Here is a 23289-nt window from a genome sequence, read left to right as displayed (position 1 = left end):
AAGAAAATCAGTATGCGCGGCTTAGTTTAAAACTAATTATAGCGCCACTTAAATGCACATAAATAAGCCTGTATTCTGCCATATAAAGGCAATACCATCAATCAAGAAGCAAGAGAAGAAGAATAAAATATGGCAAGTGGTGAGGAGCGCTTGCTGAGGTGGTTTAGTTGCTTTGTAGTGTTAATTTGGTGCGGGATATAGTCGCGGGGTAAACCCGCTGCTACGGTTTGGATTAACCTTGTGTAGCAGCGACTTTATGTCGCGACTTATGCTTGTTAAGTGTCGCGACCAGACTATTAGTCTTGCTGTGCGTCCGTGATATTGGCGCGGTTAAGTAAATATTGCATCAGCATAGGCACAGGACGACCTGTAGCGCCTTTGTTCTTGCCGCTGCGCCATGCCGTACCTGCGATGTCTAAATGCGCCCAGTTGTACTTTTTCGTAAATTTAGACAAGAAACACGCGGCTGTAATTGTGCCAGCTGCGCGACCACCTAAGTTCGTAAAGTCAGCAAATGGGCTTTCAAGTTGTTCTTGATAATCATCCCAAAGCGGCAGTTGCCACGCTCTGTCGCCACTTTGTTCTGACGCTTTTAGCAAATCATGGGCAAGCGGGTTATGGTTAGATAATAAACCTGTCGCATGGCTACCAAGTGCAACGATACATGCCCCCGTTAATGTCGCAACATCGACAACGGTTTCTGGCTCGAATGCTTCAACGTAAGTTAGCGCATCGCACAGTACTAAGCGGCCTTCGGCATCGGTATTGAGTACTTCAACGGTTTGACCGGACATAGTGGTTAAAATATCGCCCGGACGGTAAGCATCGCCCCCTGGCATATTTTCGCAGCCAGCTAAAACACCAATTACATTAAGTGGCAGTTGCATTTGTACGACAGCTCGCATTAAACCAAGTACGCCTGCGGCTCCGCCCATGTCGTATTTCATTTCATCCATCGCTTCGCCAGGCTTGATAGAAATACCACCCGAGTCAAATGTTAAGCCTTTACCCACGAATACGATTGGTGCTTGGCCTTCGTCACCACCGTTATAGTGGATAACCGACATCACTGACTCGTTGCGACTACCACGGCCAACTGCTAGGTATGAGTGCATACCCAGCTCTTCCATTTCTTGTTCACCAACAAGGTTTACGGTAACGTTATCAAAGTCTTCAGCCAACTGTTGTGCTTGCTCGCCCAAATAACGAGGGTTACAGATATTTGGTGGCATATTCGCAACATCTTTACATAGCTTACTGCCAGCGGCGATAGCAAGACCGTGCTCAATCGCACTTTCACCGATTGTTAATTCACGACGCGTTGGTACGTTAAAAACGATTTTACGTAGCGGGCGTCTAGCCTCACTCTTTTTGCTTTTTAGTTGATTAAAGGTATACAGGCAATCTTGCGTGGTTTCGACCGCTTGGCGAACTTTCCAGTAAGTATCACGGCCCTTAACATGTTGCTCGGTCAGAAAACATACCGCTTCCATTGAGCCAGTTTCATTTAACGTATTGATGGTCTTAGAGATGATTTGTTTGTATTGTTTATCATCGAGCTCTCTTTCCTTACCACAACCCACCAACAAAACGCGTTCGCTTAGTACATTTGGTACATGATGAAGAAGTAGAACTTGTCCTGGTTTGCCTTCAAGATCACCACGTCTGAGTAAATTTGAGATATAGCCTTCGCTTATTTTATCCAGCTGTTCACCAATTGGTGAGAGACGGCGTGGCTCGTATACACCTACAACAATACATGCGCTACGCTGTTTCTCTGGACTACCACTTTTAACGCTGAATTCCATTGCGACTCCTGAGTCTTTGTCATGTCATTTTGAACTTTTTACGCCAACACACTTTCCTACATTAAAGTCATGAATATGCTTTAACCTTAGGTAGGATATTCCGGCGCATTGACATATAATAAAGTGACTAAAATAATCAGTTTACTCAATTTTTCCCACTATTCCAGTGAAACAAGACGTTTTATAGGGACGAACATTGCTTATTTTCCGCTATTTAACGGGTGAAGTACTAAAATCTCAGGTTGCGGTTTTTCTCACCTTAATGACAATATTTTTGTCACAAAAGTTTGTACTCATTCTGAGCTCAGCGTCTGAAGGGAGTATACCGGGTAAGTTAGTACTTGCTATGCTTGCGTTAAAACTGCCACAGTTGGCCGGTTATATTTTACCGCTTAGTCTCTTTCTTGGGATCATTTTAGCCTATAGTCGCATCTACGCCGACAGTGAAATGACGGTACTGCGCGCCTGCGGGGTCAGTGAGTGGTATGTGGTTAGGGTGACTTTAGTCTCTAGTGTATTTTTTGCATTACTGGCCGCTTGTGTGAGTATGTATATTGCACCTTGGGCGAGTGAAAAAGAGTATCAATTAAGAGAGCAAGCCGATGCGGAATCGGGGCTATCTACTCTTAGAGCCGGTAGATTTCAGCAAACGGGCAATGAAAAAGCGGTGGTATTTGTTCACGGCATTAGCGAACAAGGCCGCGAATTAGACAAAGTGTTTGTCGCGCAATTGCCCGAGAAGGACTCAAATCAAGCCGCTCGTTTAGTGTATGCGCAAAAAGGAGAAGTGATTGAGCTTGATAGTGGTGAGCAGCAACTACTCCTTCATGAAGGTAAGCGTTACGAGACTGATGGCTTCAGCCAAGCACTTAATCGCACTGAATTTGGTACTTATCAAGTGCAAATTAAAGAACAAGAAATTGAACACCAGCGCCGTAAATTAGAGGCCATTCCAAGCTTACAGTTACTTGAAATGGATACGCCAGAAGCAAAAGCGCAATTTCAGTTGCGATTGTCGGTGCCTATTTCCATTTTGTTACTCACTCTATTGGCTGTGCCACTGAGTGTGGTTAACCCAAGACAAGGCAAGTTCGCTAAGCTCGTGCCAGCAATTACGCTATATTTGGGTTATTTTATTTTACTCAATGCAGGCAAGTTTCTGTTAGCTGAAGAAAAAGTACCAGCCTCAGTCGGTCTCTGGTGGATCCATTTAAGTGTGCTCTTTATTGGCGTTTATTTAATTGCGAAAGGAAGACCTTTTGGTGTGTGGGTTCGCTCGGTATTTATGAAACGGGAGACGGTGGTATGATGAAGACGCTAGATTGGTATTTAGGGCGTAGCATCTTACAAACCACAGGTTTCGCGCTATTAGTTTTTGTGGGGATCAATACGCTTATAAAGTTTATTGAGCAATTACGCTCGGTTGGTCGTGGCAGCTATGATTTACTTGGCGCCATGCTCTATACCATTTACAGCATGCCAAGCGATATTGTTGTATTTTTCCCGATGGCTGCGTTGATTGGTGGTCTGATTGGCCTTGGTGCACTTGCCTCAAGCAGTGAACTAATTGTTATGCAAGCGGCTGGGTGGTCGCGTTTTCAAATTATTATGTCGGTGATGAAAACGGCAGTGGTGCTGGCGCTACTGATGATGGCGCTTGGGGAGTGGGGCGCACCAAAAGCGGAACAAACCGCAAAACGGTTAAAAAACGAAGCAATTTATGGCGGTGAAGTCTACAGTGCTCAGCGTGGTGTTTGGGCGAAAGATGGCGGCAATTTTATTAACATTGGTAATGTTGAAAAAAACGGTAAGCTTAAAGATATCGCAATCTATTATTTCGATGACTCACTAACACTGGCAAAAATCGTACGCGCTCAGTCGGCGCAAAGCATGTCTAATGGCTGGCAATTGCAAGATGTGGAAGAAGTGCATATCGATCAACAGCAAATTACAACGCATTATTCAAAATCAATGCTCTACGAGTCTGAATTAAGTGAAGACAGGCTAGGTGTTGTATCGATAGAGCCCGATGCTTTGTCTTTTACAGGGTTATGGTCATTTCTCGCTTATCTAAAGCAAAATGAGCAAGATTCAAGTAGCTATGAACTCGCGCTGTGGCGTAAGGTGATGCAGCCGCTGACGATTGGGGTAATGCTGCTGGTGGCTTTGTCATTTATCTTCGGGCCATTGAGGACGGTGAGCATGGGCGCGCGGATTATTATGGGCGTGGTAACAGGCTTAGCTTTCCATCTGAGTAATGAAATTTTTGGCCCTATCGTGATGGTATATCAAGTTCCACCGGTGGTTGGTGCGTTAATGCCAAGCTTGTTATTTATTGGATTGGCTATCCATCTGCTGAAGAAACAAAATTAACGTTTTGAATTAAGTAAAAATATAGGTCTCATATTGAGGCCTATATTTTTTATGGACATGGCTAATGGAATAGGCTGCTATTTGAAGCTTAGATTAGTCTAAGCTGTTATACACCTTTTTATTTTCCTCTTTGCTCAGTAGCACTACCTCAGTGCCACACAGCATATCCTGGAGCGATCTTTTCTTTTTAAAGTCTAACAATACTATCAGATTACCCAGTCCAAGTAGCGCGCATAGGCTACGAGCGATTGCTTTTGGCCAAGTTAACAGTGCTCCGTCAGGGGTTTGCACTTTTAAGCGCCACGCGCGCATGCCGATAGTTTGGCCGCTCTTAGTCCAAAAATAGGCAAAAAACAGCACCGAAACCAGCACCAATAACATGGCTCTAAGTGTATATAAGATAGGATCCGCTTGGATCAGCGCCGATACGTCTTCATGATTGCCAAGCGCGAGCAGGTTAAATGAAATTAAGGCATTGATAGTTAGTAAAAATAACACGGTAGTCAGCATTGCGAACGCGACGACCACTAAGCTGTCGTATATAAGTGAAGCCAAGCGACGGCTGAAATTCGCTGGAGCAAAATGTGACATAACAACTCTCATAATTACAAGGTTGCGGAGTATTTTACACATAAACCGATAAAACGTTTACTGAATTACGTTAACTAATGGATTAGCAACGCCTTGCCCTTGCCGTTTTAGCAGGAATAAAGTTGACTTTAGGGCAATATTTAACAGCTTGTGCGCAAATAACAAGCAGTTAACGCCTTATTGCAAAAAAATTACTTGCCGTTCTTAATCGCCTTTGTATAATGCAAAGCATAGAGACGAAGGCAAATAAAAAAAGCCTGAGCTCAAAGTGGTTTTTCTTTATTTTCTCTTGTTTTAGAAGATGAAAGAAAAATTATGCCAGTGTGATGGAATTGGTAGACATGACGGATTCAAAATCCGTTGCCTTCGGGCGTGGCGGTTCAAGTCCGCCCACTGGTACCACTTTTTATAACCCTTGCTTTTTAGCAAGGGTTTTTTTATGCCTCGAATTTATGTTTTGAAATTATGGTATCGGACTTGGACGCCACGCGGGTGGCGCTAATACAGGTTAAGAGTCCGCCCACTGGTACCACTTTTTATAACCCTTGCTTTTTAGCAAGGGTTTTTTTATGCCTCAAATTTATGCTTTGAAATTATGGTATCGGACTTGGACGCCACGCGGTGGCGCTAATACAGGTTAAGAGTCCACCCATTGGTACCATTTTTTATAACCCTTGCTTTTTAGCAAGGTTTTTTTATGCCTCAAATTGTCTGTAGGTCGAGATTTATCTCGACTAATTGGGCCTATCTTGACGAACGAATTGGTCTTATCTCGACGAATTGATTTAAGCAAGCGTCACATCACAGGTGCTATTCGTCGCTACAAATCAAGTCACCTCCACGGTTCAACCCATAATTCTGAACTGACAGTTACTTCCTCACAAAACTGGCAGTTTTTGATAGATTGCCTATGCTTTTGTAATTAAATTGGTTTATTGTAGATTTAAGCAGCTAAATTTTATTAGGCAAGAGAGGCGATGAAGGTAACCGTAGAAAAGCAAACCATAGTGCTGTTATCGTTGTTTACCATCGTGTTCTGGAGTTTGACTTTCTACGCGGTAAATCTTATTTCTCACTCTATTGTGGTTCAGGAAGTAAGCGAAAGAACCGAAACGGTAAGGTCTAACATTTCACTTGTTCGCGCTAAAATTGAAAACGCCATATTTATGGACACCTATCTGGCTGAGAGTTTAGCGACTTTTGTTACAATCGATCCTGACTTTGCAATTGAGCATTGGTCTCATGTGGTTGCTAAAGCCGTTGAAAAGTCGACGCTGATTCGTCATGTGGGGCTTGCACCCAATAATATTATTAGTCATGTCTATCCAGTTGAAGGGAACCGAGCGGCTATCGGTTTCGATTTTCGCACAAACCCTGAACAATTTCGCACTGTTGAAATTGCAAGAACCTCTCAAAAAGTATTTATCGCCGGTCCATTGCAGCTAGTGCAAGGCGGTGAAGCCTTGATTGCGAGGTTTCCTGTATTTTCGGATTATCCGAGGAATGAAAACTACTGGGGCGCAATTAGTGTAGTTTTAGATTATCAAAAGCTGCTTGAATATAGTGGCATTAACGAATTGGACAGTGCCACTTTAGCGATTCGAGGTCGAGATGGGCTAGGTGAACAGGGGGATGTCTTTTATGGCTCTGCTACCTTGTTTGAAACACCAGATTTAGTCATCCCAATCAATTTACCATCTGGTGAATGGCAGCTTGTGGCTGATTATCAAATAGACGAGAACACCTATGCGGAGGCAAGGCAACAAGCTCAGATTTTGGTTACTGCTGTTGCCTCAATATTGTTTCTCTCGTTATTAGTACTCTATCGTTCGTATCACTTAGCACATACCGCCTCGTTGCAAGATGATTTAACTAAGTTGCCCAACCGTCGCTATGCGATTAGGCAACTCAATACGTTACTTGGTCGTTCAGAGCAACCGTCATTTGTGCTGCTTAACCTCGATCTAAATAATTTTAAACAAGTAAACGATAAGTTTGGTCATGAAGTGGGAGATAAGCTGTTGCTCCATGTCTCGTCAATTTTGATGAATTCAGTGCGTGTGTACGATTTTATCGCGCGATTGGGGGGAGACGAGTTTGTTATTATTTTACACAGAGTGTCAGAAGACGCTTTGGTTAACTCAATTATAAAAAACATTAAGGAGCAGGTTGAAAAGCAACCGCTACAAGTTGATAGACACACTATTCAAACGACAGTGAGCGTTGGTTATGCTTTCCCTTCAGCAAATCAAGATAGTGTTTCGGAACTCATGGCTCGCGCCGATCACAGCATGTATTACGATAAAAATCTGTCGCAACGACAGCAAAAAGAAAGTGAGGTTTTGGAAACAAATCAGGAAACCCACTAGAACTATACTAAGCTTACAGAGTATCAATTAAGTGAGAATATGCCGTGCAGCTAAAGCAGTCAGTTCTATTTTTCAAAATTGCCGCGTTGACTTCTGCGATAGTGATCATTTTCGTCAGTTGGTTTTTGTATTACGAAGTGAGTCGTAGTGCCCGCCTAACTGCACAACTTACTCAGCTGCAAACTGCTCTACAACGAACCATAGATCAAGAAGAGCATATTCTTATTAGAGCACAAAAAGATGATGTTTCTGCCATCCCACAATTAAAGTACAGCTATCAGGATAGCTTTAGTAACTTGCTTAATTCTATGGCCAATGAAGAGGCCTTGCTGCCTTTGCTATTACAGCTCGATGAACTGTCAAAAGCTTACTTTGGTAAACTAGATGAACTTATCCGCTTGCATGAACAGCTCGGCTATGACGAAAATGCAGGTATTTATGGTGAGTTCAGACGTAGCGCCCATGCCTTGCAGGATCGAATTTCTGGTAAGGCTATGCCTCAGTTGGAAATTGCCATATTGGAATTAAGGCGTAGAGAAAAAGACTTTTTGTTAAGAGCTGACTTAAGTTATTTGCAGCAGCATGAACAACTCGTCATGCATGCTGAGCAACTAATCAAAGACAGCGCGCTAAGTGAAGAGATAAGCAATTTGCTTAAACGTTATGAAGCGGGTTTTGCAAGCTATGTTGCTATTTTGCGAAAGCTAGGTTTGCACGATGGTGAAGGCGTACGTGCGGAGCTATTCACCGAGAAGCAAAAATTACGAAGCCAGTTTGAACTAGTATCAATCCGTACCCAAGCCGTTACGCAAGAACGTAAAGAAAGTATCATTTTATATGGCCTCATTTTAATTGTACTGATGAATATTGCTGTGCTTATCTTACTGAATTATCAAAATAGCAAAGTCACACGGCATATACTGGCTATCAATAAAGTACTCGTAAAAGTTGCTAAGCTTGAAGACTTTAGTTTAAGGGTGAATATTGACGGTAACGATGAGATTGCACAAATTGCTCATCAACTTGATGACCTATTAGCATTTATTGAAACCTTGCTTGCGCGCCTAAGCGCAGCGCAGCAACGCTTAATCGAAGAAGCCAAAATGGCGAGTTTAGGAAATATGGTGAGTGGCTTTGCCCATGAGCTTAATACGCCGCTCGGTGTTGCTATTACCAGCCAATCGCATTTAAAAGAGCAAGTCGCGACACTAAAATCGCAACTTGAACTTGGTAAGTTACAGCGGCAAACCTTGACGACACTAATTACTGAGGCAGAAGCCGCGCTATATTTATTAGAAAATAACCTCCACCGCACAGCCTCGCTGGTAGATGATTTTAAGCTTGTGGCAGTGAATCGAGAGTTTGAAGAAAAGAGCACGTTCAACCTTAAGCATTTAGTTAAAAATGTCTTTGATTGTTACCAATCAGAATTAAACCAAGAAGACTATGCCATTGAACTCGAAATCCCCGAAAACTTAACTTTAATCAGTTACCCATCGGTGTTTAGCCAAGTTGTTGGGTACAGTATTAACAATTGCATCAAGCACGCCAAGATTGACGGGCAAAAGCTAAATATTGTGGTATCTACCGTGTTAATTAATGATTATATCCATTTTTATTTTAAAGATGACGGCGCGGGAATAGATAAAGAGCTATTGCCTGCTATTTTTGAGCCTTTCGTCACTTCAAAGCGTTTTTCGGGGGGGACAGGGCTTGGCTTGAGTATTGTGTATAACTTAGTAACACAAAAGTTGAAGGGCGAAATCAAAATGCAAAGCCCTGCGCATGGTGGTGCCTGCTTGCATATTATTTTAACCGGAACAGAGTTTAATTTTACAGAAGAGTAAGTAACCTGAGCTTCGGATAATTAACGCCTTTCTAGCAGCCAGTTTTTGTGCTAACTGCGTTGAATTCACTTCCAATAGCTAGCTATTGGTGCATAAATTCGTCTTGCCTACAGGATGTAGGTACCAGGGCGGTAGCAGGACGCGATAGCGGGGTTATCCCCAAAACTCTCTGGCTAGATAAGGAAATAATTTAATATGAGTTTAAAAGCAATTAGTTAGCTCATTCCTTATCCAAACCTCAGGTTAAGTAATCTCAGCATGGAATAACAACTCGCTCTCTAGCGGCCGTTATTTCTTAGACCGATTTGCTTATCTGAATACAGCTTATGTAAGGTAAATAAAGTAAAAAAGCCAGCGTGACTGAGCATGCTGGCTTTTATTCGGTTCATTGGCAGTAGGTATTAGCCTTTTTTGCTCGCTACCCACTCATCAACAAATGATTCAAGCACGTTTAGTGGAACTGGGCCATTTTTCAGTACGACGTCGTGGAACTCACGAATATCAAACTTATCGCCTAGTTCTTTCTTAGCGGCTTCACGAAGTTCTAAGATCTTCAACATCCCCACTTTATACGCTGTAGCTTGTGAAGGCATAACAATATGGCGCTCTACCATCTTCACTGCGTCTGACTTAGCATTAGGTGTATTATTTACGTAGTAATCAATACCTTCTTGACGTGTCCACTTCATTGCATGGATCCCCGTGTCTACTACTAAACGGCACGCACGCCATAATTCCATCGATAAGCGACCAAAATCTGAATAAGGGTCTTCGTATAAACCCATTTCTTTTGGTACAAGCTCAGAATATAAGCCCCAACCTTCGATGTATGCAGTGTAGCCACCAAACTTACGGAATTTAGGCATATCTTCTAGCTCTTGAGCAATCGCGATCTGCATGTGGTGACCCGGAATACCTTCGTGATAAGCCAAGGCTTCCATTTGGTAAGTAGGCATCGCTTCCATGTCGTAAAGGTTTGCATAGTAAACACCAGGACGTGAGCCGTCAGGCGCTGGTTGCTGGTAGAAAGCTTTACCAGCAGATTTTTCGCGGAATGCCTCGACGCGTTTTACTATCATGTCCGCTTTTGGCTTAACGATAAACAGCTCATCCAAGCGTGACTTCATATTATCGATCATCGCTTTGGCTTCGGCTAAATATTGTGCCTTACCAGCTTCTGTATTTGGAAGGTAAAACTGCTTGTCGGTTTTCATGAACTCCATAAAGGCTTTTAAATCGCCTTTGAAGCCCACTTTCTCTTTGATTGCTCGCATTTCGTCATGAATACGCGCCACTTCAGATAAACCGATTTCGTGAATTTCTTCAGCGCTTAATGCTGTGGTTGTCGTACGTGCTAGGGCGTTATTATAAAACTTTTCGCCGTTAGGGAACTTCCATGCACCATCACGGTTGTCTGCTTTTTTCTCAAGTTTATGTAGGTAGCCAATCAACTTGTTATAAGCAGGTTTTACTGCTGTTGTTAGCGCGTCTGTTGCTTCTTTTACCAGCGCTGACTTCTCGTCTTCACTGATTTCAAGTGTTGCTACTTTGCGTTTGAAGTCAGCCAGTAACGTTGAGTCGTCACCCGCAGCAAATGGTGCACCTTTGATGATATTTTCACTTGATTCAATGACGTGAGGGAAAACGAATTTCGGTGCAATAATACCTTTATCTGCACGCGCTTTTAAGTCAACGATGAGCTGATCAAATACAGCCGGTACACCGTTTAAACGTGAGATATAGGCTTTGGCATCTTTCACATCGGTAATTTGATGCTGGTTGATTAAAAATGCAGGCACCATTGAGTGTGTACCATACATCTGATTTACCGGATATGAGTGATAACGCCATTTAAAATCAGCAATGGTGTTTTCAAGACCTTGCTTGAATAAGTCGTAGCTCACTTGCGTATTGGCATCTAGCTTACTGCGATCAATTGCATTAAGCGCAGCTAAGTCTTGTTTCGTCAGTTCAAGATCTTCAAGTTGGCGCGCTTCGCTGCCGTCATCCCACTTGTCGTAGTCTTGTTTGATACCCATATAAGTTTGGTAAACTGGGCTACGCATTACGCCACGGGTAAACGACGCTTCAAAAAGTGCGTTCGCCTTTTCTACTTCACTTTTTACGACTTGTTGTTCAGCTTTTGGAGTAGGTGCTGGAGAGTGTGTGGTTTGTTGACAGCCAGCAAAAAGCGCGACGCTTACCGCTGCTGCTAAAATGGTTAATTTACGCATTTTATACCCTTTTATTATATGTTGCCGAATGGCGGTTTTCATGCGGGTTGCAGTGAATATCACCCGCATAATTTCTATATCTTATTAAACAAATAACTCTAGCAGATCGTTGAGGTATCGGTGGCCTTTATTTGTAACTAGCCATGAATCGTTGGTTTCCTCAATCAAACCCTTATCTACGGCCTCAGCAATTTGCGTTGCAATAGCGCTAAGTTCAAGACCAGTGTAGTCAATAAACTGTTGTTTTGATGCGGCAGTTTTTAAACGGAACACATTCATAAAAAACTCAAATGGTCTGTCATCGTTTGCAACATGCCACTGCTCATACAAATAGGGTTTACTCAGATCCATATAGCCGCGAGGGTGTTTTACCTTTACGGTTCTTAAGATCTGTTGCTGCTCAGGCAAAGTGATTTTGCCATGTGCACCACAGCCGATCCCGAGATAATCGCCAAATTGCCAATAATTCAAGTTATGTCGACATTGAAATCCCGCTTTGGCATAGCCTGAGATCTCATATTGCTGGTAGCCGTGCTCTGCAAGTAATGCCTGACCTTGTTCTTGGATGTCCCACAGTGTTTCATCCTCAGGTAAAACCGGAGGCTTAGAGGCAAACTGCGTATTTGGCTCAATGGTTAATTGATACCAAGAAAGGTGTGGCGGTGCCATCGCAATGGCTTTTTCTAAATCACTTAAGGCATCGCTAACAGATTGATTGGGAAGGCCATGCATCAAATCAAGATTAAAGCTATTTAATCCTGCTTGATGCGCTTCTTGAGCGGCATTGAGCGCTTCTTGCTCGCCATGAATACGACCAAGTTGAGTAAGCTTTTCCTGTTGTAAGCTTTGCACACCTATCGAAATACGATTGATGCCAGCCGCAACATAATGCTTAAAACGATCGGTCTCAACTGTGCCTGGATTCGCTTCTAAAGTGACTTCAATGTCATCCTCAAAACCAATTAGCGCCTCAATTTCATTGAGTAAATAGCGGTACGCTTCACCGGAAAGCAGGCTAGGGGTGCCACCGCCAATAAAAATACTACTGAGTTTACGGCCTTGAACATAGTGAAGATCGGCTTTGATATCGTGGAGCAAATGTTGAATATATTCCGTTTCAGGAATATCGCCCTTTTTACCATGGCTGTTGAAATCACAGTAAGGGCACTTTTGCACGCACCAAGGTACGTGCACATAAAGACTTAATGGAGGTAGTTTCACGCGAGGCCTTGAAAGTGACTGACGAGTTGTTTAAGTGCCTGTCCTCTATGGCTGATTGCGTTTTTTTCTTCCTTGGTTAGCTCTGCTGATGTGCAGTCTAAACCTTGTACCTTAAAGATTGGGTCGTAACCAAACCCTTCTCGGCCTTGTTGCGTTGTGGTGATTTCACCTTCCCAACTTGCCTGACAAATAATCGGCGTTGGGTCGTCAGCGTGGCGCATATAAACTAGAACACACCAAAAACGGGCGCTGCGCTCAGTTTGTTCACCAAGCGCTGCGAGTAAGTGATCAATATTTTTTTGGTCGTCGGCGTTTGCGCCAGCATAACGCGCTGAATATACTCCAGGTGCGCCGTTTAACGCGTCTACCTCAAGGCCTGAGTCATCGGCAATGGCAGGCAAGCCAGAAATCTTAGCTGCATGACGAGCCTTGATAATGGCGTTTTCCACAAAGGTCGTGCCGGTTTCTGCAACCTCTGACACGTTGAAATCACTTTGCGGTAATACCTCAATGTCATACTGATTTAGCATCGCGCTAAGCTCTTTGACTTTACCTTGGTTGCCCGTGGCAAGTACCACTTTATTTGACATATTTTCTCTACTCTACATAAAACTTTTGTGAGAACGTGAGTTTGCGGCTTTGCTTACCTTCACTGATCTCAATGTCGAAACGAAAAATATCTTCATCGTCGTAATCTAATTGGGCAAGATAGTATATTGCCTCACCTTCCACGACTTCTTTAAACTCTAGCTGTACGGTTTTACCAAGTAAGTTTTTGGCGCTACCTGCAACGCGTGCCTTAACTGCGGGCTTTCCTGGCTTGTCGGCCAAGACCGAGATATTTACAATCGCTTTGTTACCGCTACGAATTAAGCCATACGCTTTTGCAATGGTGGGCTGAACAAAGGTGGATGGGAAGGCGATATAATGCACTTCCCAAGGACCTAAGTCTTTAAATTGGCCGCCTTGTTCATCTTGAGCGAATGCGATTGGTGCAAGCAGCATCATTAACGCAATAATAAATGATTTCATTTGGATGCTCCTATCTCAGTAAATCCATCATTAGGATCTGCAAAAATTGCATGCCGATAATTAGGACTAAAATAGATAAGTCCAGTCCGCCTAGTGGTGGGATAACCTTACGAATAGGTCTTAGCATCGGCTCTGTTAATTGCTCGAACACGGCGGCAACTGGATTGTAGCCTTGCGCTACCCAACTTAAAATGGCACGAATAATAAGGATCCAGAACACCAGACTAAATGCTTCTTTAACTACGGTAATAGCACCACCAATCAGCGCGCCTAAAGCGTCAAAGTAACCACCGAATAACGCCATCAGCGTCGCCATTTTGGCAAAGCCAATAATGAATGCCAGCACCAAAGAGGCAAGATCTAAACCGCCCACACCCGGAATGATTTTTCTCAGTGGGTTCACGGCAAAAGAGGTTGCTTTAACAACCGCTTGGCTTAGCGGGTTATAAAAGTCCGCTTTGACAAGCTGCAACCAGAATCGTAGTAATACGACCATTAAAAATAGATCAAATACGATCCCGACTAAAAATTGCATGGCATTCATTGGTCACCTTTAGATTTCTTTTTCCATTGCTTCAGCGCGCGCGATACATGCATCCATCGCGTCCGCTACGGTTTTTGGTAATTGCTGTGCTTTTAAGTGCTCAACGGCTGCGTGGGTTGTGCCACCTTTAGAGGTGACGTTAGCGCGTAGCTGAGCGATGCTAATTTCTGGTTGTGATAATGCCATTTCAGCTGCGCCTAGCGCAGTTTGCTGCACAAGCTTTCTGGCTTCCTCAGGACTAAAACCTAGGGCTTTAGCCTTTTCTTCAATGGCTTCCATAAATAAGAAGAAATACGCTGGAGACGAACCCGTTACCGCAATAACGTCGTTGATTTTCGACTCTTCATCAAGCCACAGGGCAATCCCCGTGGATGAAAATACTTGCTCAACATAGTCTTTTTCTTCGTCGCTGATGTCGACGCCATACAAGCCAGACACACCGCGTCCTAGCAACGATGGCGTGTTAGGCATACAGCGCACCATTTTTACCGGTTGGCCGAGCATTTCTCTCAGTCGTGCAACGGTAATTCCGGCGGCGACAGAGATAAACAGTTTATTGCTAATATCAATATCTGCATCTTGAAAGGTCTGACACAGCTCGGCCATCATCTGTGGTTTTACAGACAAGACAATGACGTCAGCCGCGGCGACTGCTTCTAGATTATCTTGTGTTGTTCTTACCGATAATTGCTCTGCGACTTTGGCAAGTTTCTCTGCATTGCGGTTGGTGGCAATAATAGACTGCGCGTCAAAGCCACTTTTGATCATGCCACCGATAATGGCATAGCTCATATTTCCCGTTCCAATAAATGCAATTGTCTTGTTTGACATTGTGTTATTCACCTCACTGTCGTTTGCCAAAAATATCAGTACCAATGCGAACCATAGTGGAACCTGCTGCAATCGCAGTATCTAAATCGCCACTCATTCCCATCGATAAGGTATCTAGCTGTTGATATTGGTCCTTTAGTCTATCAAAGCAAGCGCGCATTTGCTGGAAATATTGTAATTGCTTTTGTTTATCATCGGTTTGCTCTGTGATAGTCATCAAGCCACGAAGCTCCAATTGACGACAGTCATTAATAAACTGCGCCAGCGTATCAACCTCATTGAGATGACAACCTGATTTGTTGTCATCACCGCTAATATTGACCTGCAACAGCACCTTGAGTGGCTTTAAGTTTGTTGGTCTTTGCTCATTTAGCCTGCGTGCGATTTTCTCTCTATCCACGCTTTGTACCCAATGGAAGTTTTCGGCGACTAATCTTGATTTATTGGACTGGATTGGACCAATAAAGTGCCATTCAAGCGCTTTGTTTTGTTTGAAATAGGCAACTTTATTAACCGCTTCTTGTACGTAAGATTCACCGAATTGGGTTTGACCTGCCGCAATCGCAGCCTCAATATCGGTGATAGGTTTGGTTTTAGAAACCGCGAGTAATTGTACTGTTTCGCTGAATTGACAGTTTTGCTTGGCTTTTTTTATCCTGCCGTAGGCGTTATCTAAGCGTTCTGCTATTGTAACCATATAGTACTAGTGCTCATTGTGGAGTTATAAATGGATATTACAGAATTATTGGCTTTTAGTGTTCAACACAAAGCATCTGACTTACACCTTTCTTCAGGTGTTTCCCCTATGATCCGTGTTGACGGGGACGTACGCCGGGTGAATATTCCGCCGTTAGAAGTAAAAGACGTCAGCAGCCTCATCTACGATATTATGAATGATAATCAACGTCGTGACTATGAGCAAAACCTTGAGGTAGATTTCTCGTTCGAAGTGCCAAATCTGGCGCGTTTTCGTGTTAACGCCTTTAATTCAAATCGTGGTCCTGCTGCGGTGTTCCGTACCATTCCAAATCAAGTGCTGAGTTTAGATGATTTGGGGGCACCAGACATTTTTACCAAGATTTCCGACAACCCACGTGGCTTAGTATTGGTAACCGGCCCGACAGGTTCTGGTAAATCAACCACGCTGGCTGCGATGGTGGATTATATTAATAACAACAAACATCACCATATTCTAACCATCGAAGACCCGATAGAATTTGTTCACGACAACAAGCAAAGCCTTATTAACCAACGTGAAGTACATAGAGACACACACAGCTTTAACGCGGCGCTGAGAAGTGCACTCCGTGAAGACCCTGACGTTATTTTAGTTGGTGAATTACGTGATCTTGAGACCATTCGTTTAGCGCTAACTGCCGCGGAAACAGGCCACTTAGTATTTGGTACTTTGCATACTACCTCAGCACCTAAAACCATCGACCGTATTGTGGATGTGTTCCCAGGTGAAGAAAAAGACATGGTGCGCTCTATGCTGTCAGAGTCGCTACAAGCGGTGATTTCACAAACACTGGTGAAAAAAGTTGGCGGCGGGCGCATAGCAGCGCATGAAATCATGCTCGGGATCCCTGCTATTCGTAACCTTATTCGTGAAGACAAGATTGCACAGATGTATTCGGCAATTCAAACCGGTGCAATGCACGGTATGCAAACCATGGATCAATGCCTTACAAATTTATTAAACCGTGGTTTGATCACACAGCAAGATGCGCGTGCAAAAGCGCATGACAAAAATCAGTTTAATAGCGGCTATTAAGTAGTGGTGTAGCGATGAATATAGAACCATTTTTGCAAACGATGGCCAATCAGCAAGCATCCGACTTGTTCGTTTCGGCAGGGCTTGCGGTGAGCGCCAAAATCGATGGCGAACTTAGAGCGTTAAGTGAAGAAAGCTTAGATGCCGATCAGTCACTGAATCTTGTTACCTCGATTATGAGCGACAAGCAAAAGCAAGAATTCTTTAACACTAAAGAGTGTAACTTTGCGATTGCCAATGATATCGGGCGTTTTCGTGTTTCTGCATTTTGGCAACGAGATTGTGCGGGTATGGTTATTCGCCGTATCGTTACCGCGATTCCCGATGTCAATGAGCTAGGTTTGCCGTCGGTACTGACCGATGTGATCATGTCCAAACGTGGCTTGGTGTTATTTGTAGGTGGTACGGGCACGGGTAAGTCAACCTCGCTTGCTGCACTGCTCGGTTATCGCAATCGTAACCAACGTGGCCATATTTTGACCATTGAAGATCCCATCGAATTTGTGCATCAACACCAAAAAAGCATCATTACTCAGCGTGAAGTGGGCATTGATACTGACAGTTTTGAATCTGCCTTAAAAAGTTCATTACGCCAAGCGCCAGATGTTATTTTAATTGGTGAAATTCGCTCGCAAGAAACCATGGAGTATGCACTGAGCTTTGCTGAAACGGGGCATTTATGCGTTGCAACCTTACACGCCAATAATGCTAACCAAGCCATCGACCGTATCATGCACTTAGTCCCCAAAGAAAAGCACGATAAACTGAAGTACGATTTGGCGCTGAACTTGCGCGCTATTGTGGCGCAACAACTAGTGCCTTCTTCAAAAGGCGAAGGTCGAGAGGCGGCCATTGAAGTGTTACTGAACTCCCCACTCGTTGCCGAGCTTATTAAAAAAGGCGATATTGGCTCGATTAAAGAGGCAATGGCAAAATCGAAAGACATGGGTATGCAAACCTTTGATCAAGCGTTGTTTGAGCTTTATAAGCAGCAGCGGATCAACTATGCCGACGCACTACATCATGCTGACTCGCCAAACGATCTGCGCCTGATGATCAAGCTGCGAAATAATGAACAAAAAGGTGCGGGCTTCCTACAAGGGGTTACGGTAGATGGGTTGGATTCGAAGAACTAAAAGCAGCTACCTATTTTTCACTTTCGTGCTGAGCTTTGCTGGTGTACTTAATGCCAGCGAAGCACTTAATGTTTTTATTAGAGACGATGTCCTCGCAGATTATCAACGTTTTGTTGGTGAACGCGACGTCACAAAAATTACCGATTTTAGTGGCCAGTATTTACGCCGTGATGTTGTCGATATGGTGATAGCACAGCAAGCCTTGCAAAAAGGTGGCTTCGACAAAGCATTTATTTTTACGCCAGGCTTTGTCAGTTTTCGTGAATCCAATTTGCTTGAAAAAGGGGAACAACTACTTCACTTTGATAGTTACTGGAAAGCAGACCTTGAAAATAAAGGTCGGCTGCTTTTTATCAGTGAGCCGGTTATTCAAAAAGGTCAGTATTTTGCTGGTATTTATCACGGGATAGATAATCAAAAAGTAAAGCAGCTAAAAGAGGAGCAAGGGCTCACCCAGCTAACTTCGGTATCGAACCCTAAGTGGCAGACCGATTGGCAAACCTTGGAGTCACTTCCGCTTAAACAGCTTCATGCTGAATCCGATTGGATGTCACAAGCGCGTATGGTGAGCAAAGGTTGGGTCGACTTTATGTTGATGCCGCTTATGCCGAAGCTAGATAATCGTTTTGTTTTGGAAGATGTTGAGCTCATTGCTAATGAACATCTAGTCGTGCTGTTAAACGACAGCAGGCACTTTGCGGTGTCTCGGCTTCATCCCGAAGGTGAACGAGCGTTTGCTGCATTACAAAAAGGTCTTGCAATACTTCGTGAGCAGGGCCGGATCACTAGCGCATATCAGCAAGCTGGGTTAATACCTGATTTGGATAAGTACCAAGTCGTAAACCCCGTACAGGAGATCCGCTAGTCATTCATACACTATTCGCGGCTAGAGTTGCTTTGCTAGGTGTACAACAATGGCGATTTCACCATAGTGTTTAGGGAATAAGAGTTGCCTTATTGCTGGTGATTGAAAGCGTTGAGAGTCCGTTAAATATGATGGGTTTTTACAGACAGTTAGCCGTACCTTTAATATCAGTACTGAATTTTTGATATTAAAGGTCGGCGCTAGATTGATATTTTTAGTGTGTTATCACTACACCGACTATGCCGTGCATAAATATCAATAATATCCATTCACTTGGTGGAAAATAAAGCCATAAAGCTCAACAAGCCCAAGAGTTAGACTAGCTATTCCCACATTGCTTCAAAGTAGCTTTCAAGAATGATACAAGCAGACATGCCATCTACCTTACCTTTTGCAAGGTTCTTATAGCCTCCTTGTTCAAATAAGCGTGCTCTGGCGTCTGCTGTCGTCAAGCGCTCATCTTGTGTTTCTACCGGCAACCGGAAGTGGTTATGCAAGCGGTTAGCAAACTTTTTTGCTCTGAATGTTAAATCTTGATTGGTACCATCCATATTCAGTGGTAAGCCAACCACCAATAAATCAGGTTGCCATTCGTTAATGAATACAGCGATGTCATCCCAATTTGGAATGCCATCGTTTGCCTTTACAGCACCTAGGCTTGATGCGGTTGCGGTGATTTCTTGGCCGATGGCCAAGCCGATACTTTTAGTGCCAAAGTCAAACCCAATGACGCTACGTTTACCTTTAGGCACTTTTTCTTTTTTGTTTTCCATGAATACTTCGTTTATTAACCTAAGCTCAAAATTACAGGCTAGTTACGCATGACCCGCTTGCGAGCTTAATTGTGCAACGTCGATACCAAGCATTTGCACTGCTTTTTCCCAACGCTTTTCGGGTGGCGTATTAAATATGATTTCGGGGTCAGCCTCGACGACTAACCAAGTGTTTTCTTTCAGTTCTTTCTCTAGTTGACCACTTACCCATCCAGCATAGCCCAAGGTGATGATAAAACCTTCGGGAGAGTGTGATGACGTTAAAGAGGCTAAAACATCTTTTGATGTGGTGATCATAATTTCGGAGCTAAGCTCTTGGCTTGAGGCGTAACCAAACTTTGGCGTATGTAGTACAAAACCTCTGTCGGTGTGAACAGGCCCACCGGCGTAGATATTTACCTTAGCCGCTTGGCTAGATTTGTCGTTATCGATATCAATTTGATCAAGCAATTCGCCCACGGTGATATCGATAGGGTGGTTTACCACCAACCCCATCGCACCATCTTCGCTGTGTTCACAAAGATAGGTTACCGTATGATTGAAAAAAGGGTCGTCCATGCTGGGCATTGCCACTAAAAAGTGATTAGCGAGTGATTTCATAACCAGACCCCCTTAATGGTTAGTTTTTAGTATGGTCGAGTTTTCGCTCGATCGCATCATAAAACTTATCCATAATTGAAATGTCATATGCCGCTTCAATTTCTTTCACGCAAGTTGGTGCGGTGACATTGATTTCGGTAAGCTTATCGCCAATGATATCTAAGCCAACGAATATCAGGCCCTTTGCCTTTAACGTTGGGGCAATGGCTTCGGCAATTTTCCGGTCCGATCCGCTAATAGGTCTTGCTTCACCACGGCCACCTGCCGCGAGATTACCACGAGTTTCACCGCCCTGTGGAATGCGAGCCAAGCAGTATGGCATCACTTCACCATCTACCACTAACACGCGCTTATCACCGTCTTTAATGGCTGGGATATAGTTTTGCGCCATCGCATAGCGAGAACCATGCTCGGTAAGTGTTTCGCAGATCACGCCAATATTTGCATCATCTTGTTTCACTCTAAAAATAGACGCGCCGCCCATCCCATCTAAAGGCTTGAGAATGATATCGCCATGTTTAGCTAAAAACTCGCGAATTTGTGATTGATTACGCGTAACCAAAGTATCTGGAGTATGTTCGCTAAACCACGCAGTAAAGAGCTTTTCATTGGCGTCGCGCAGGCTTTGTGGTTTATTTACCACAAGCGATCCCGCAAGTTCAGCGCGCTCAAGAATATAAGTGGCGTAAATATATTCAGTGTCAAAAGGCGGATCTTTACGCATTAAAATAACGTCGAGGTCGCCTAAATCGATTTCTTGTTTCTCAGCTAGTTCATACCAATGGGAAGTATCGTCAAATACCTGCGCTTTTGCTGCGGTCGCTTTGGCAACGCCTTGGTACAAGAAAAGGTCATTCATTTCCATGTAATACAATTCATAGCCGCGCTGTTGTGCCGCCAGCATCATGGCAAACCCGGTGTCTTTTTTAATGTTAAAGCCACTGATTGGATCGGAAATGATCCCTAATTTAATCGTCATAGACGCTCCCATTGCGCTTGCTGAGTTTACCCATGATATGGGGGTTGCTCTGTGTATTTAAAGTGCTAAATCGCCAAATTGCAGCTGTAGTGCGCTCAGTACCGTGAGAGCTGCGGTTTCTGTACGTAGTACACGTGGGCCTAAACGGACATCAACAAACCGCTGTTGAGCGGTGGCGTCTAGCTCTTCATCGGTAAAGCCGCCTTCAGGGCCCACTAAAAAGCGGATCCCAGACTGGGTATAAGGCAGTGTTTTTATTGAATGTTCGGCGCGAGGATGTAGTGTGATTTTTAACTCGTCGCTTTGCTGTGCCAGCCACTCAGACAACTCCATCGGCGGGTGAATAACAGTGATGGTATTACGTCCGGATTGCTCGGCCGCGGCAATTGCTATCTTTTGCCATTGCTGGTGTTTTTTTGCTAGACGCTCACCACTTAATTTAACGCCGCAGCGTGTGGTAAACAAAGGGGTAATTTCGCTCACGCCCAGCTCTACCGACTTTTGAATTGTGAAGTCCATTTTATCACCGCGAGAAATCCCTTGCCCAAGATGTATGGCTAGTGGAGATTCTACATTTTTGTCTTCAAATGATTCAGGTACAGCAACAACTTTCTTTTTCCCAACTTCACTTAATTGACATAGGTACTCGCCGCCTTGTCCGTTGAACAGGCTGACTTTATCTTTGGTTGTCATTCTAAGCACTCGGCCTATGTGTCCTGCGGCGTCATCATCCAAAGTAACTGGCACACCAATGGCCAAAGGCGAGTCTTGATAAATATGTGGAATACGCATAATTCGATTATTCAGTTGCTGTTTTGTGGCAATGGTAAGCGCTCGCGCACGGTTAGTCTACATCATCCTGCCACTTTAGCTTTACCGCATAGTAACCCGGTGAGCTTGGCAAGCATCAAGTCAGGGTCGGGGAGGCCAGCGGTATCCGGATGACAAGATAAGTGATTGATTAATGCTTGTGAGTGCAGTTTAGTGATCTGAAAACCTTGCGGGGATTGTTCTATTAAAAACCGGTGGGGGTGAAGAGAATCAAAAATAAAGCGCTGCTCCTCGGTGGCTAAATGATAGTCCAGAGAATAGAGCAGCACGGCATGAATGTTATGGTGACGATGCAAATAGCTGGCAAGTTCAGAAACGCTAATTTCATTGTCAAAGTCACAATAACAGTAGTCTTTTATTTGCTCTTTAAACATCATCTTGAGCATTTGTTTGGTGTTGTCACCTGCGATAATAATATTACTGGCTTGGCTAGAGCGCACGTTTTGCAAATGCTCGACGAGTTCTTGGCTAAAATCCCAATTGCTATCTACCAGTAAAAATCCATCACTTAAAGCATTCATGCAGTATTGCGTTACACCGAAAACAAGTTAATAAGTAAATAGCCTATGGAGCAGAAAACCGCAAACTCCAAACATGCGATACCAACGTTATCTTGATGGTCTACCTCTAGGCCAATATTGACCTTAGGTAAGGATAAATGCAGTAATACGTAGCTACCAATGTAAAGAAAAAGCCACATTACACCGCAATGCATGACGACCGAAAACAAGTTTTCTACCACTTTTGCACCATGGTAGGGAGCACTGTGCAGTCCCGCATACATGGCTAAAGAGAGGCCGATGGATTTGCCCGCATAACGAATACCAATCGAAGTGTTTCTGAGATTAAAGTTTTGTTGTAAAGAAGCCCCTTGGTTAAACTTGGCAAAACGACTTTCTCTGATTTTACTATCTAGCGTATAAAGCAGCTGCAATAGCATAAAGCCAAGGGCTACGACTAATAGATCGCTCCAGCCTTTCGGATGCACCCAATGATATAAACCAAGCACCAATATGGTGTTACCGAGTAACATGCCTGAGTCCACCATCGCGGCGCAGATATTTTGCTTTAAAATCGCTTCTTCTTCGTCAAACTGATACAAAATCCATTTGCGATGGATCCATTGGCCGAAGTATACAAAGGCAATAATCAACCCAATATGTAAGGCCACTTGCAGAGGGTGTGCCTGCGCTCTCACCACACCTAAATCATTGAATAAATATGCAACACAAACACACAGCATCGTCACTTGACTGGCATAGCTGATCCCAAGTGCAAAGTTGTCACGTTGTGCGAGCTCGTCATCCAGAAGATTGTTGGCGCTACGCTGGATCATTAAGCGCAGCAAAATAGTCAAACCGCAGACAATGACAAAGCAAATCAAAATCGCTAAAAAGTTGATATTGTTTAAAGACAAATAACTCATACTCGGTGTAAGGTTGTGTTTTAGATAGAGTTACTATAACACTGCTCACAAAGAG

22 protein-coding genes and 1 tRNA gene are annotated in these 23289 nt (G+C 43.7%); 8 read left to right on the top strand and 15 right to left on the bottom strand.

Annotated elements, in window-relative coordinates:
* Positions 1–296: 296 nt before the first annotated feature.
* A complete protein-coding gene (gene pepA, locus EXT48_RS13625) occupies positions 297–1808 on the bottom strand; it encodes a leucyl aminopeptidase (RefSeq protein ID WP_010377415.1) in 1512 nt (503 codons plus the stop codon).
* 196 nt (positions 1809–2004) lie between these two features.
* Between pepA and lptF the strand changes: the two genes are divergently transcribed.
* Both lptF and lptG read left to right on the top strand, forming a co-directional pair.
* Positions 2005–3117, top strand: coding sequence for an LPS export ABC transporter permease LptF (lptF, locus tag EXT48_RS13620; protein ID WP_130164771.1), 1113 nt, complete (start codon positions 2005–2007; stop codon positions 3115–3117).
* Entirely contained in the window at positions 3114–4181 is a 1068-nt protein-coding gene (lptG, locus tag EXT48_RS13615; protein ID WP_088531502.1) for an LPS export ABC transporter permease LptG, read from the top strand. The genes lptF and lptG overlap by 4 nt, the downstream gene beginning before the upstream one ends.
* A 93-nt stretch (positions 4182–4274) precedes the next feature.
* On the opposite strand, the gene EXT48_RS13610 is transcribed toward lptG, so the two are convergent.
* Positions 4275–4772 carry an RDD family protein gene (locus EXT48_RS13610; RefSeq protein ID WP_130164770.1) on the bottom strand — a complete coding sequence of 166 codons (498 nt, stop codon included), beginning with the start codon at positions 4770–4772 and terminating at the stop codon, positions 4275–4277.
* Between the two features lie 317 nt (positions 4773–5089).
* Between EXT48_RS13610 and EXT48_RS13605 the strand changes: the two genes are divergently transcribed.
* From EXT48_RS13605 to EXT48_RS13595, 3 genes are all read left to right on the top strand, one after another.
* A tRNA-Leu gene (locus EXT48_RS13605) sits at positions 5090–5174 on the top strand.
* Positions 5175–5749: 575 nt separating this feature from the next.
* Entirely contained in the window at positions 5750–7141 is a 1392-nt protein-coding gene (locus tag EXT48_RS13600; RefSeq protein WP_130164769.1) for a diguanylate cyclase, read from the top strand.
* 44 nt (positions 7142–7185) lie between these two features.
* Positions 7186–8988 (top strand): HAMP domain-containing sensor histidine kinase, encoded by a 1803-nt coding sequence (locus EXT48_RS13595; RefSeq protein WP_130164768.1) that lies wholly within the window; start codon positions 7186–7188, stop codon positions 8986–8988.
* A gap of 401 nt (positions 8989–9389) precedes the next feature.
* Here the strand turns inward: EXT48_RS13595 and EXT48_RS13590 are convergent, their stop codons facing one another.
* The 7 genes from EXT48_RS13590 to EXT48_RS13560 form a co-directional block, all read right to left on the bottom strand.
* The gene (locus EXT48_RS13590; protein ID WP_130164767.1) at positions 9390–11222 is read right to left on the bottom strand and encodes a DUF885 family protein; all 1833 of its coding nucleotides are present in this window, start codon (positions 11220–11222) and stop codon (positions 9390–9392) included.
* Between the two features lie 84 nt (positions 11223–11306).
* On the bottom strand, positions 11307–12443 hold the full coding sequence (gene hemW, locus EXT48_RS13585) for a radical SAM family heme chaperone HemW (RefSeq protein ID WP_130164766.1): 1137 nt from the start codon (positions 12441–12443) through the stop codon (positions 11307–11309).
* Entirely contained in the window at positions 12440–13033 is a 594-nt protein-coding gene (locus EXT48_RS13580; protein ID WP_069020913.1) for an XTP/dITP diphosphatase, read from the bottom strand. The genes hemW and EXT48_RS13580 overlap by 4 nt, the downstream gene beginning before the upstream one ends.
* Positions 13034–13040: 7 nt before the next feature.
* Entirely contained in the window at positions 13041–13475 is a 435-nt protein-coding gene (locus EXT48_RS13575) for a DUF4426 domain-containing protein (RefSeq protein WP_069020914.1), read from the bottom strand.
* 10 nt (positions 13476–13485) lie between these two features.
* The gene (locus tag EXT48_RS13570) at positions 13486–14019 is read right to left on the bottom strand and encodes a YggT family protein (RefSeq protein WP_010379021.1); all 534 of its coding nucleotides are present in this window, start codon (positions 14017–14019) and stop codon (positions 13486–13488) included.
* A 9-nt stretch (positions 14020–14028) separates the two neighbouring features.
* On the bottom strand, positions 14029–14850 hold the full coding sequence (gene proC, locus EXT48_RS13565; protein WP_039494449.1) for a pyrroline-5-carboxylate reductase: 822 nt from the start codon (positions 14848–14850) through the stop codon (positions 14029–14031).
* Between the two features lie 13 nt (positions 14851–14863).
* Positions 14864–15547 (bottom strand): YggS family pyridoxal phosphate-dependent enzyme, encoded by a 684-nt coding sequence (locus tag EXT48_RS13560; protein WP_130164765.1) that lies wholly within the window; start codon positions 15545–15547, stop codon positions 14864–14866.
* Positions 15548–15577: 30 nt separating this feature from the next.
* Between EXT48_RS13560 and EXT48_RS13555 the strand changes: the two genes are divergently transcribed.
* Genes EXT48_RS13555 through EXT48_RS13545 form a run of 3 tightly spaced genes read left to right on the top strand, consistent with a single transcriptional unit; the run spans position 15578 to position 18625 of the window.
* Complete coding sequence (locus EXT48_RS13555) at positions 15578–16624, top strand: type IV pilus twitching motility protein PilT (protein ID WP_130126814.1); 1047 nt, start codon at positions 15578–15580, stop codon at positions 16622–16624.
* Positions 16625–16638: 14 nt separating this feature from the next.
* Positions 16639–17760, top strand: a complete 1122-nt coding sequence (locus EXT48_RS13550) for a PilT/PilU family type 4a pilus ATPase (RefSeq protein ID WP_130164764.1) — start codon at positions 16639–16641, stop codon at positions 17758–17760.
* Entirely contained in the window at positions 17738–18625 is an 888-nt protein-coding gene (locus EXT48_RS13545) for a hypothetical protein (protein WP_130164763.1), read from the top strand. The genes EXT48_RS13550 and EXT48_RS13545 overlap by 23 nt, the downstream gene beginning before the upstream one ends.
* A 323-nt stretch (positions 18626–18948) precedes the next feature.
* On the opposite strand, the gene ruvX is transcribed toward EXT48_RS13545, so the two are convergent.
* The 6 genes from ruvX to EXT48_RS13515 all read right to left on the bottom strand — a co-directional run bounded on the left by ruvX (position 18949) and on the right by EXT48_RS13515 (position 23234).
* A complete protein-coding gene (gene ruvX, locus EXT48_RS13540) occupies positions 18949–19398 on the bottom strand; it encodes a Holliday junction resolvase RuvX (protein ID WP_017217006.1) in 450 nt (149 codons plus the stop codon).
* A gap of 42 nt (positions 19399–19440) precedes the next feature.
* The gene (locus tag EXT48_RS13535; protein ID WP_010379034.1) at positions 19441–19998 is read right to left on the bottom strand and encodes a YqgE/AlgH family protein; all 558 of its coding nucleotides are present in this window, start codon (positions 19996–19998) and stop codon (positions 19441–19443) included.
* A 19-nt stretch (positions 19999–20017) separates the two neighbouring features.
* Positions 20018–20977 (bottom strand): glutathione synthase, encoded by a 960-nt coding sequence (gene gshB / locus EXT48_RS13530; protein WP_130164762.1) that lies wholly within the window; start codon positions 20975–20977, stop codon positions 20018–20020.
* Positions 20978–21034: 57 nt separating this feature from the next.
* Positions 21035–21769: a 16S rRNA (uracil(1498)-N(3))-methyltransferase gene (gene rsmE, locus EXT48_RS13525; protein WP_010379040.1), complete on the bottom strand. Its 735-nt coding sequence runs from the start codon at positions 21767–21769 to the stop codon at positions 21035–21037.
* 62 nt (positions 21770–21831) lie between these two features.
* Complete coding sequence (locus tag EXT48_RS13520) at positions 21832–22329, bottom strand: hypothetical protein (RefSeq protein ID WP_039494456.1); 498 nt, start codon at positions 22327–22329, stop codon at positions 21832–21834.
* Positions 22330–22340: 11 nt separating this feature from the next.
* Positions 22341–23234 (bottom strand): hypothetical protein, encoded by an 894-nt coding sequence (locus EXT48_RS13515; RefSeq protein ID WP_045989157.1) that lies wholly within the window; start codon positions 23232–23234, stop codon positions 22341–22343.
* Positions 23235–23289 lie beyond the last annotated feature (55 nt).

The sequence above is a fragment of the Pseudoalteromonas sp. CO348 genome (assembly GCF_004208845.1).
Classification (GTDB): Bacteria; Pseudomonadota; Gammaproteobacteria; order Enterobacterales; family Alteromonadaceae; genus Pseudoalteromonas; species Pseudoalteromonas maricaloris.
Note: the sequence above shows the minus strand (reverse complement) of the source record. Positions and strands in the feature narration are given on the sequence as shown.

Bases quoted from the DNA above. Each gene is read 5' to 3' on its own strand.
- EXT48_RS13535 (WP_010379034.1), bottom strand. From the start codon at position 19,998: ATGAAATCACTCGCTAATCACTTTTTAGTGGCAATGCCCAGCATGGAC.
- gshB (WP_130164762.1), bottom strand. From the start codon at position 20,977: ATGACGATTAAATTAGGGATCATTTCCGATCCAATCAGTGGCTTTAAC.
- rsmE (WP_010379040.1), bottom strand. From the start codon at position 21,769: ATGCGTATTCCACATATTTATCAAGACTCGCCTTTGGCCATTGGTGTG.
- proC (WP_039494449.1), bottom strand. From the start codon at position 14,850: ATGTCAAACAAGACAATTGCATTTATTGGAACGGGAAATATGAGCTAT.
- EXT48_RS13570 (WP_010379021.1), bottom strand. From the start codon at position 14,019: ATGAATGCCATGCAATTTTTAGTCGGGATCGTATTTGATCTATTTTTA.
- EXT48_RS13610 (WP_130164770.1), bottom strand. From the start codon at position 4,772: ATGTCACATTTTGCTCCAGCGAATTTCAGCCGTCGCTTGGCTTCACTT.
- EXT48_RS13580 (WP_069020913.1), bottom strand. From the start codon at position 13,033: ATGTCAAATAAAGTGGTACTTGCCACGGGCAACCAAGGTAAAGTCAAA.
- pepA (WP_010377415.1), bottom strand. From the start codon at position 1,808: ATGGAATTCAGCGTTAAAAGTGGTAGTCCAGAGAAACAGCGTAGCGCA.
- lptG (WP_088531502.1), top strand. From the start codon at position 3,114: ATGATGAAGACGCTAGATTGGTATTTAGGGCGTAGCATCTTACAAACC.
- EXT48_RS13600 (WP_130164769.1), top strand. From the start codon at position 5,750: ATGAAGGTAACCGTAGAAAAGCAAACCATAGTGCTGTTATCGTTGTTT.
- EXT48_RS13515 (WP_045989157.1), bottom strand. From the start codon at position 23,234: ATGAGTTATTTGTCTTTAAACAATATCAACTTTTTAGCGATTTTGATT.
- EXT48_RS13590 (WP_130164767.1), bottom strand. From the start codon at position 11,222: ATGCGTAAATTAACCATTTTAGCAGCAGCGGTAAGCGTCGCGCTTTTT.
- EXT48_RS13560 (WP_130164765.1), bottom strand. From the start codon at position 15,547: ATGGTTACAATAGCAGAACGCTTAGATAACGCCTACGGCAGGATAAAA.
- EXT48_RS13520 (WP_039494456.1), bottom strand. From the start codon at position 22,329: ATGAATGCTTTAAGTGATGGATTTTTACTGGTAGATAGCAATTGGGAT.
- EXT48_RS13555 (WP_130126814.1), top strand. From the start codon at position 15,578: ATGGATATTACAGAATTATTGGCTTTTAGTGTTCAACACAAAGCATCT.
- ruvX (WP_017217006.1), bottom strand. From the start codon at position 19,398: ATGGAAAACAAAAAAGAAAAAGTGCCTAAAGGTAAACGTAGCGTCATT.
- EXT48_RS13545 (WP_130164763.1), top strand. From the start codon at position 17,738: ATGGGTTGGATTCGAAGAACTAAAAGCAGCTACCTATTTTTCACTTTC.
- EXT48_RS13550 (WP_130164764.1), top strand. From the start codon at position 16,639: ATGAATATAGAACCATTTTTGCAAACGATGGCCAATCAGCAAGCATCC.
- EXT48_RS13575 (WP_069020914.1), bottom strand. From the start codon at position 13,475: ATGAAATCATTTATTATTGCGTTAATGATGCTGCTTGCACCAATCGCA.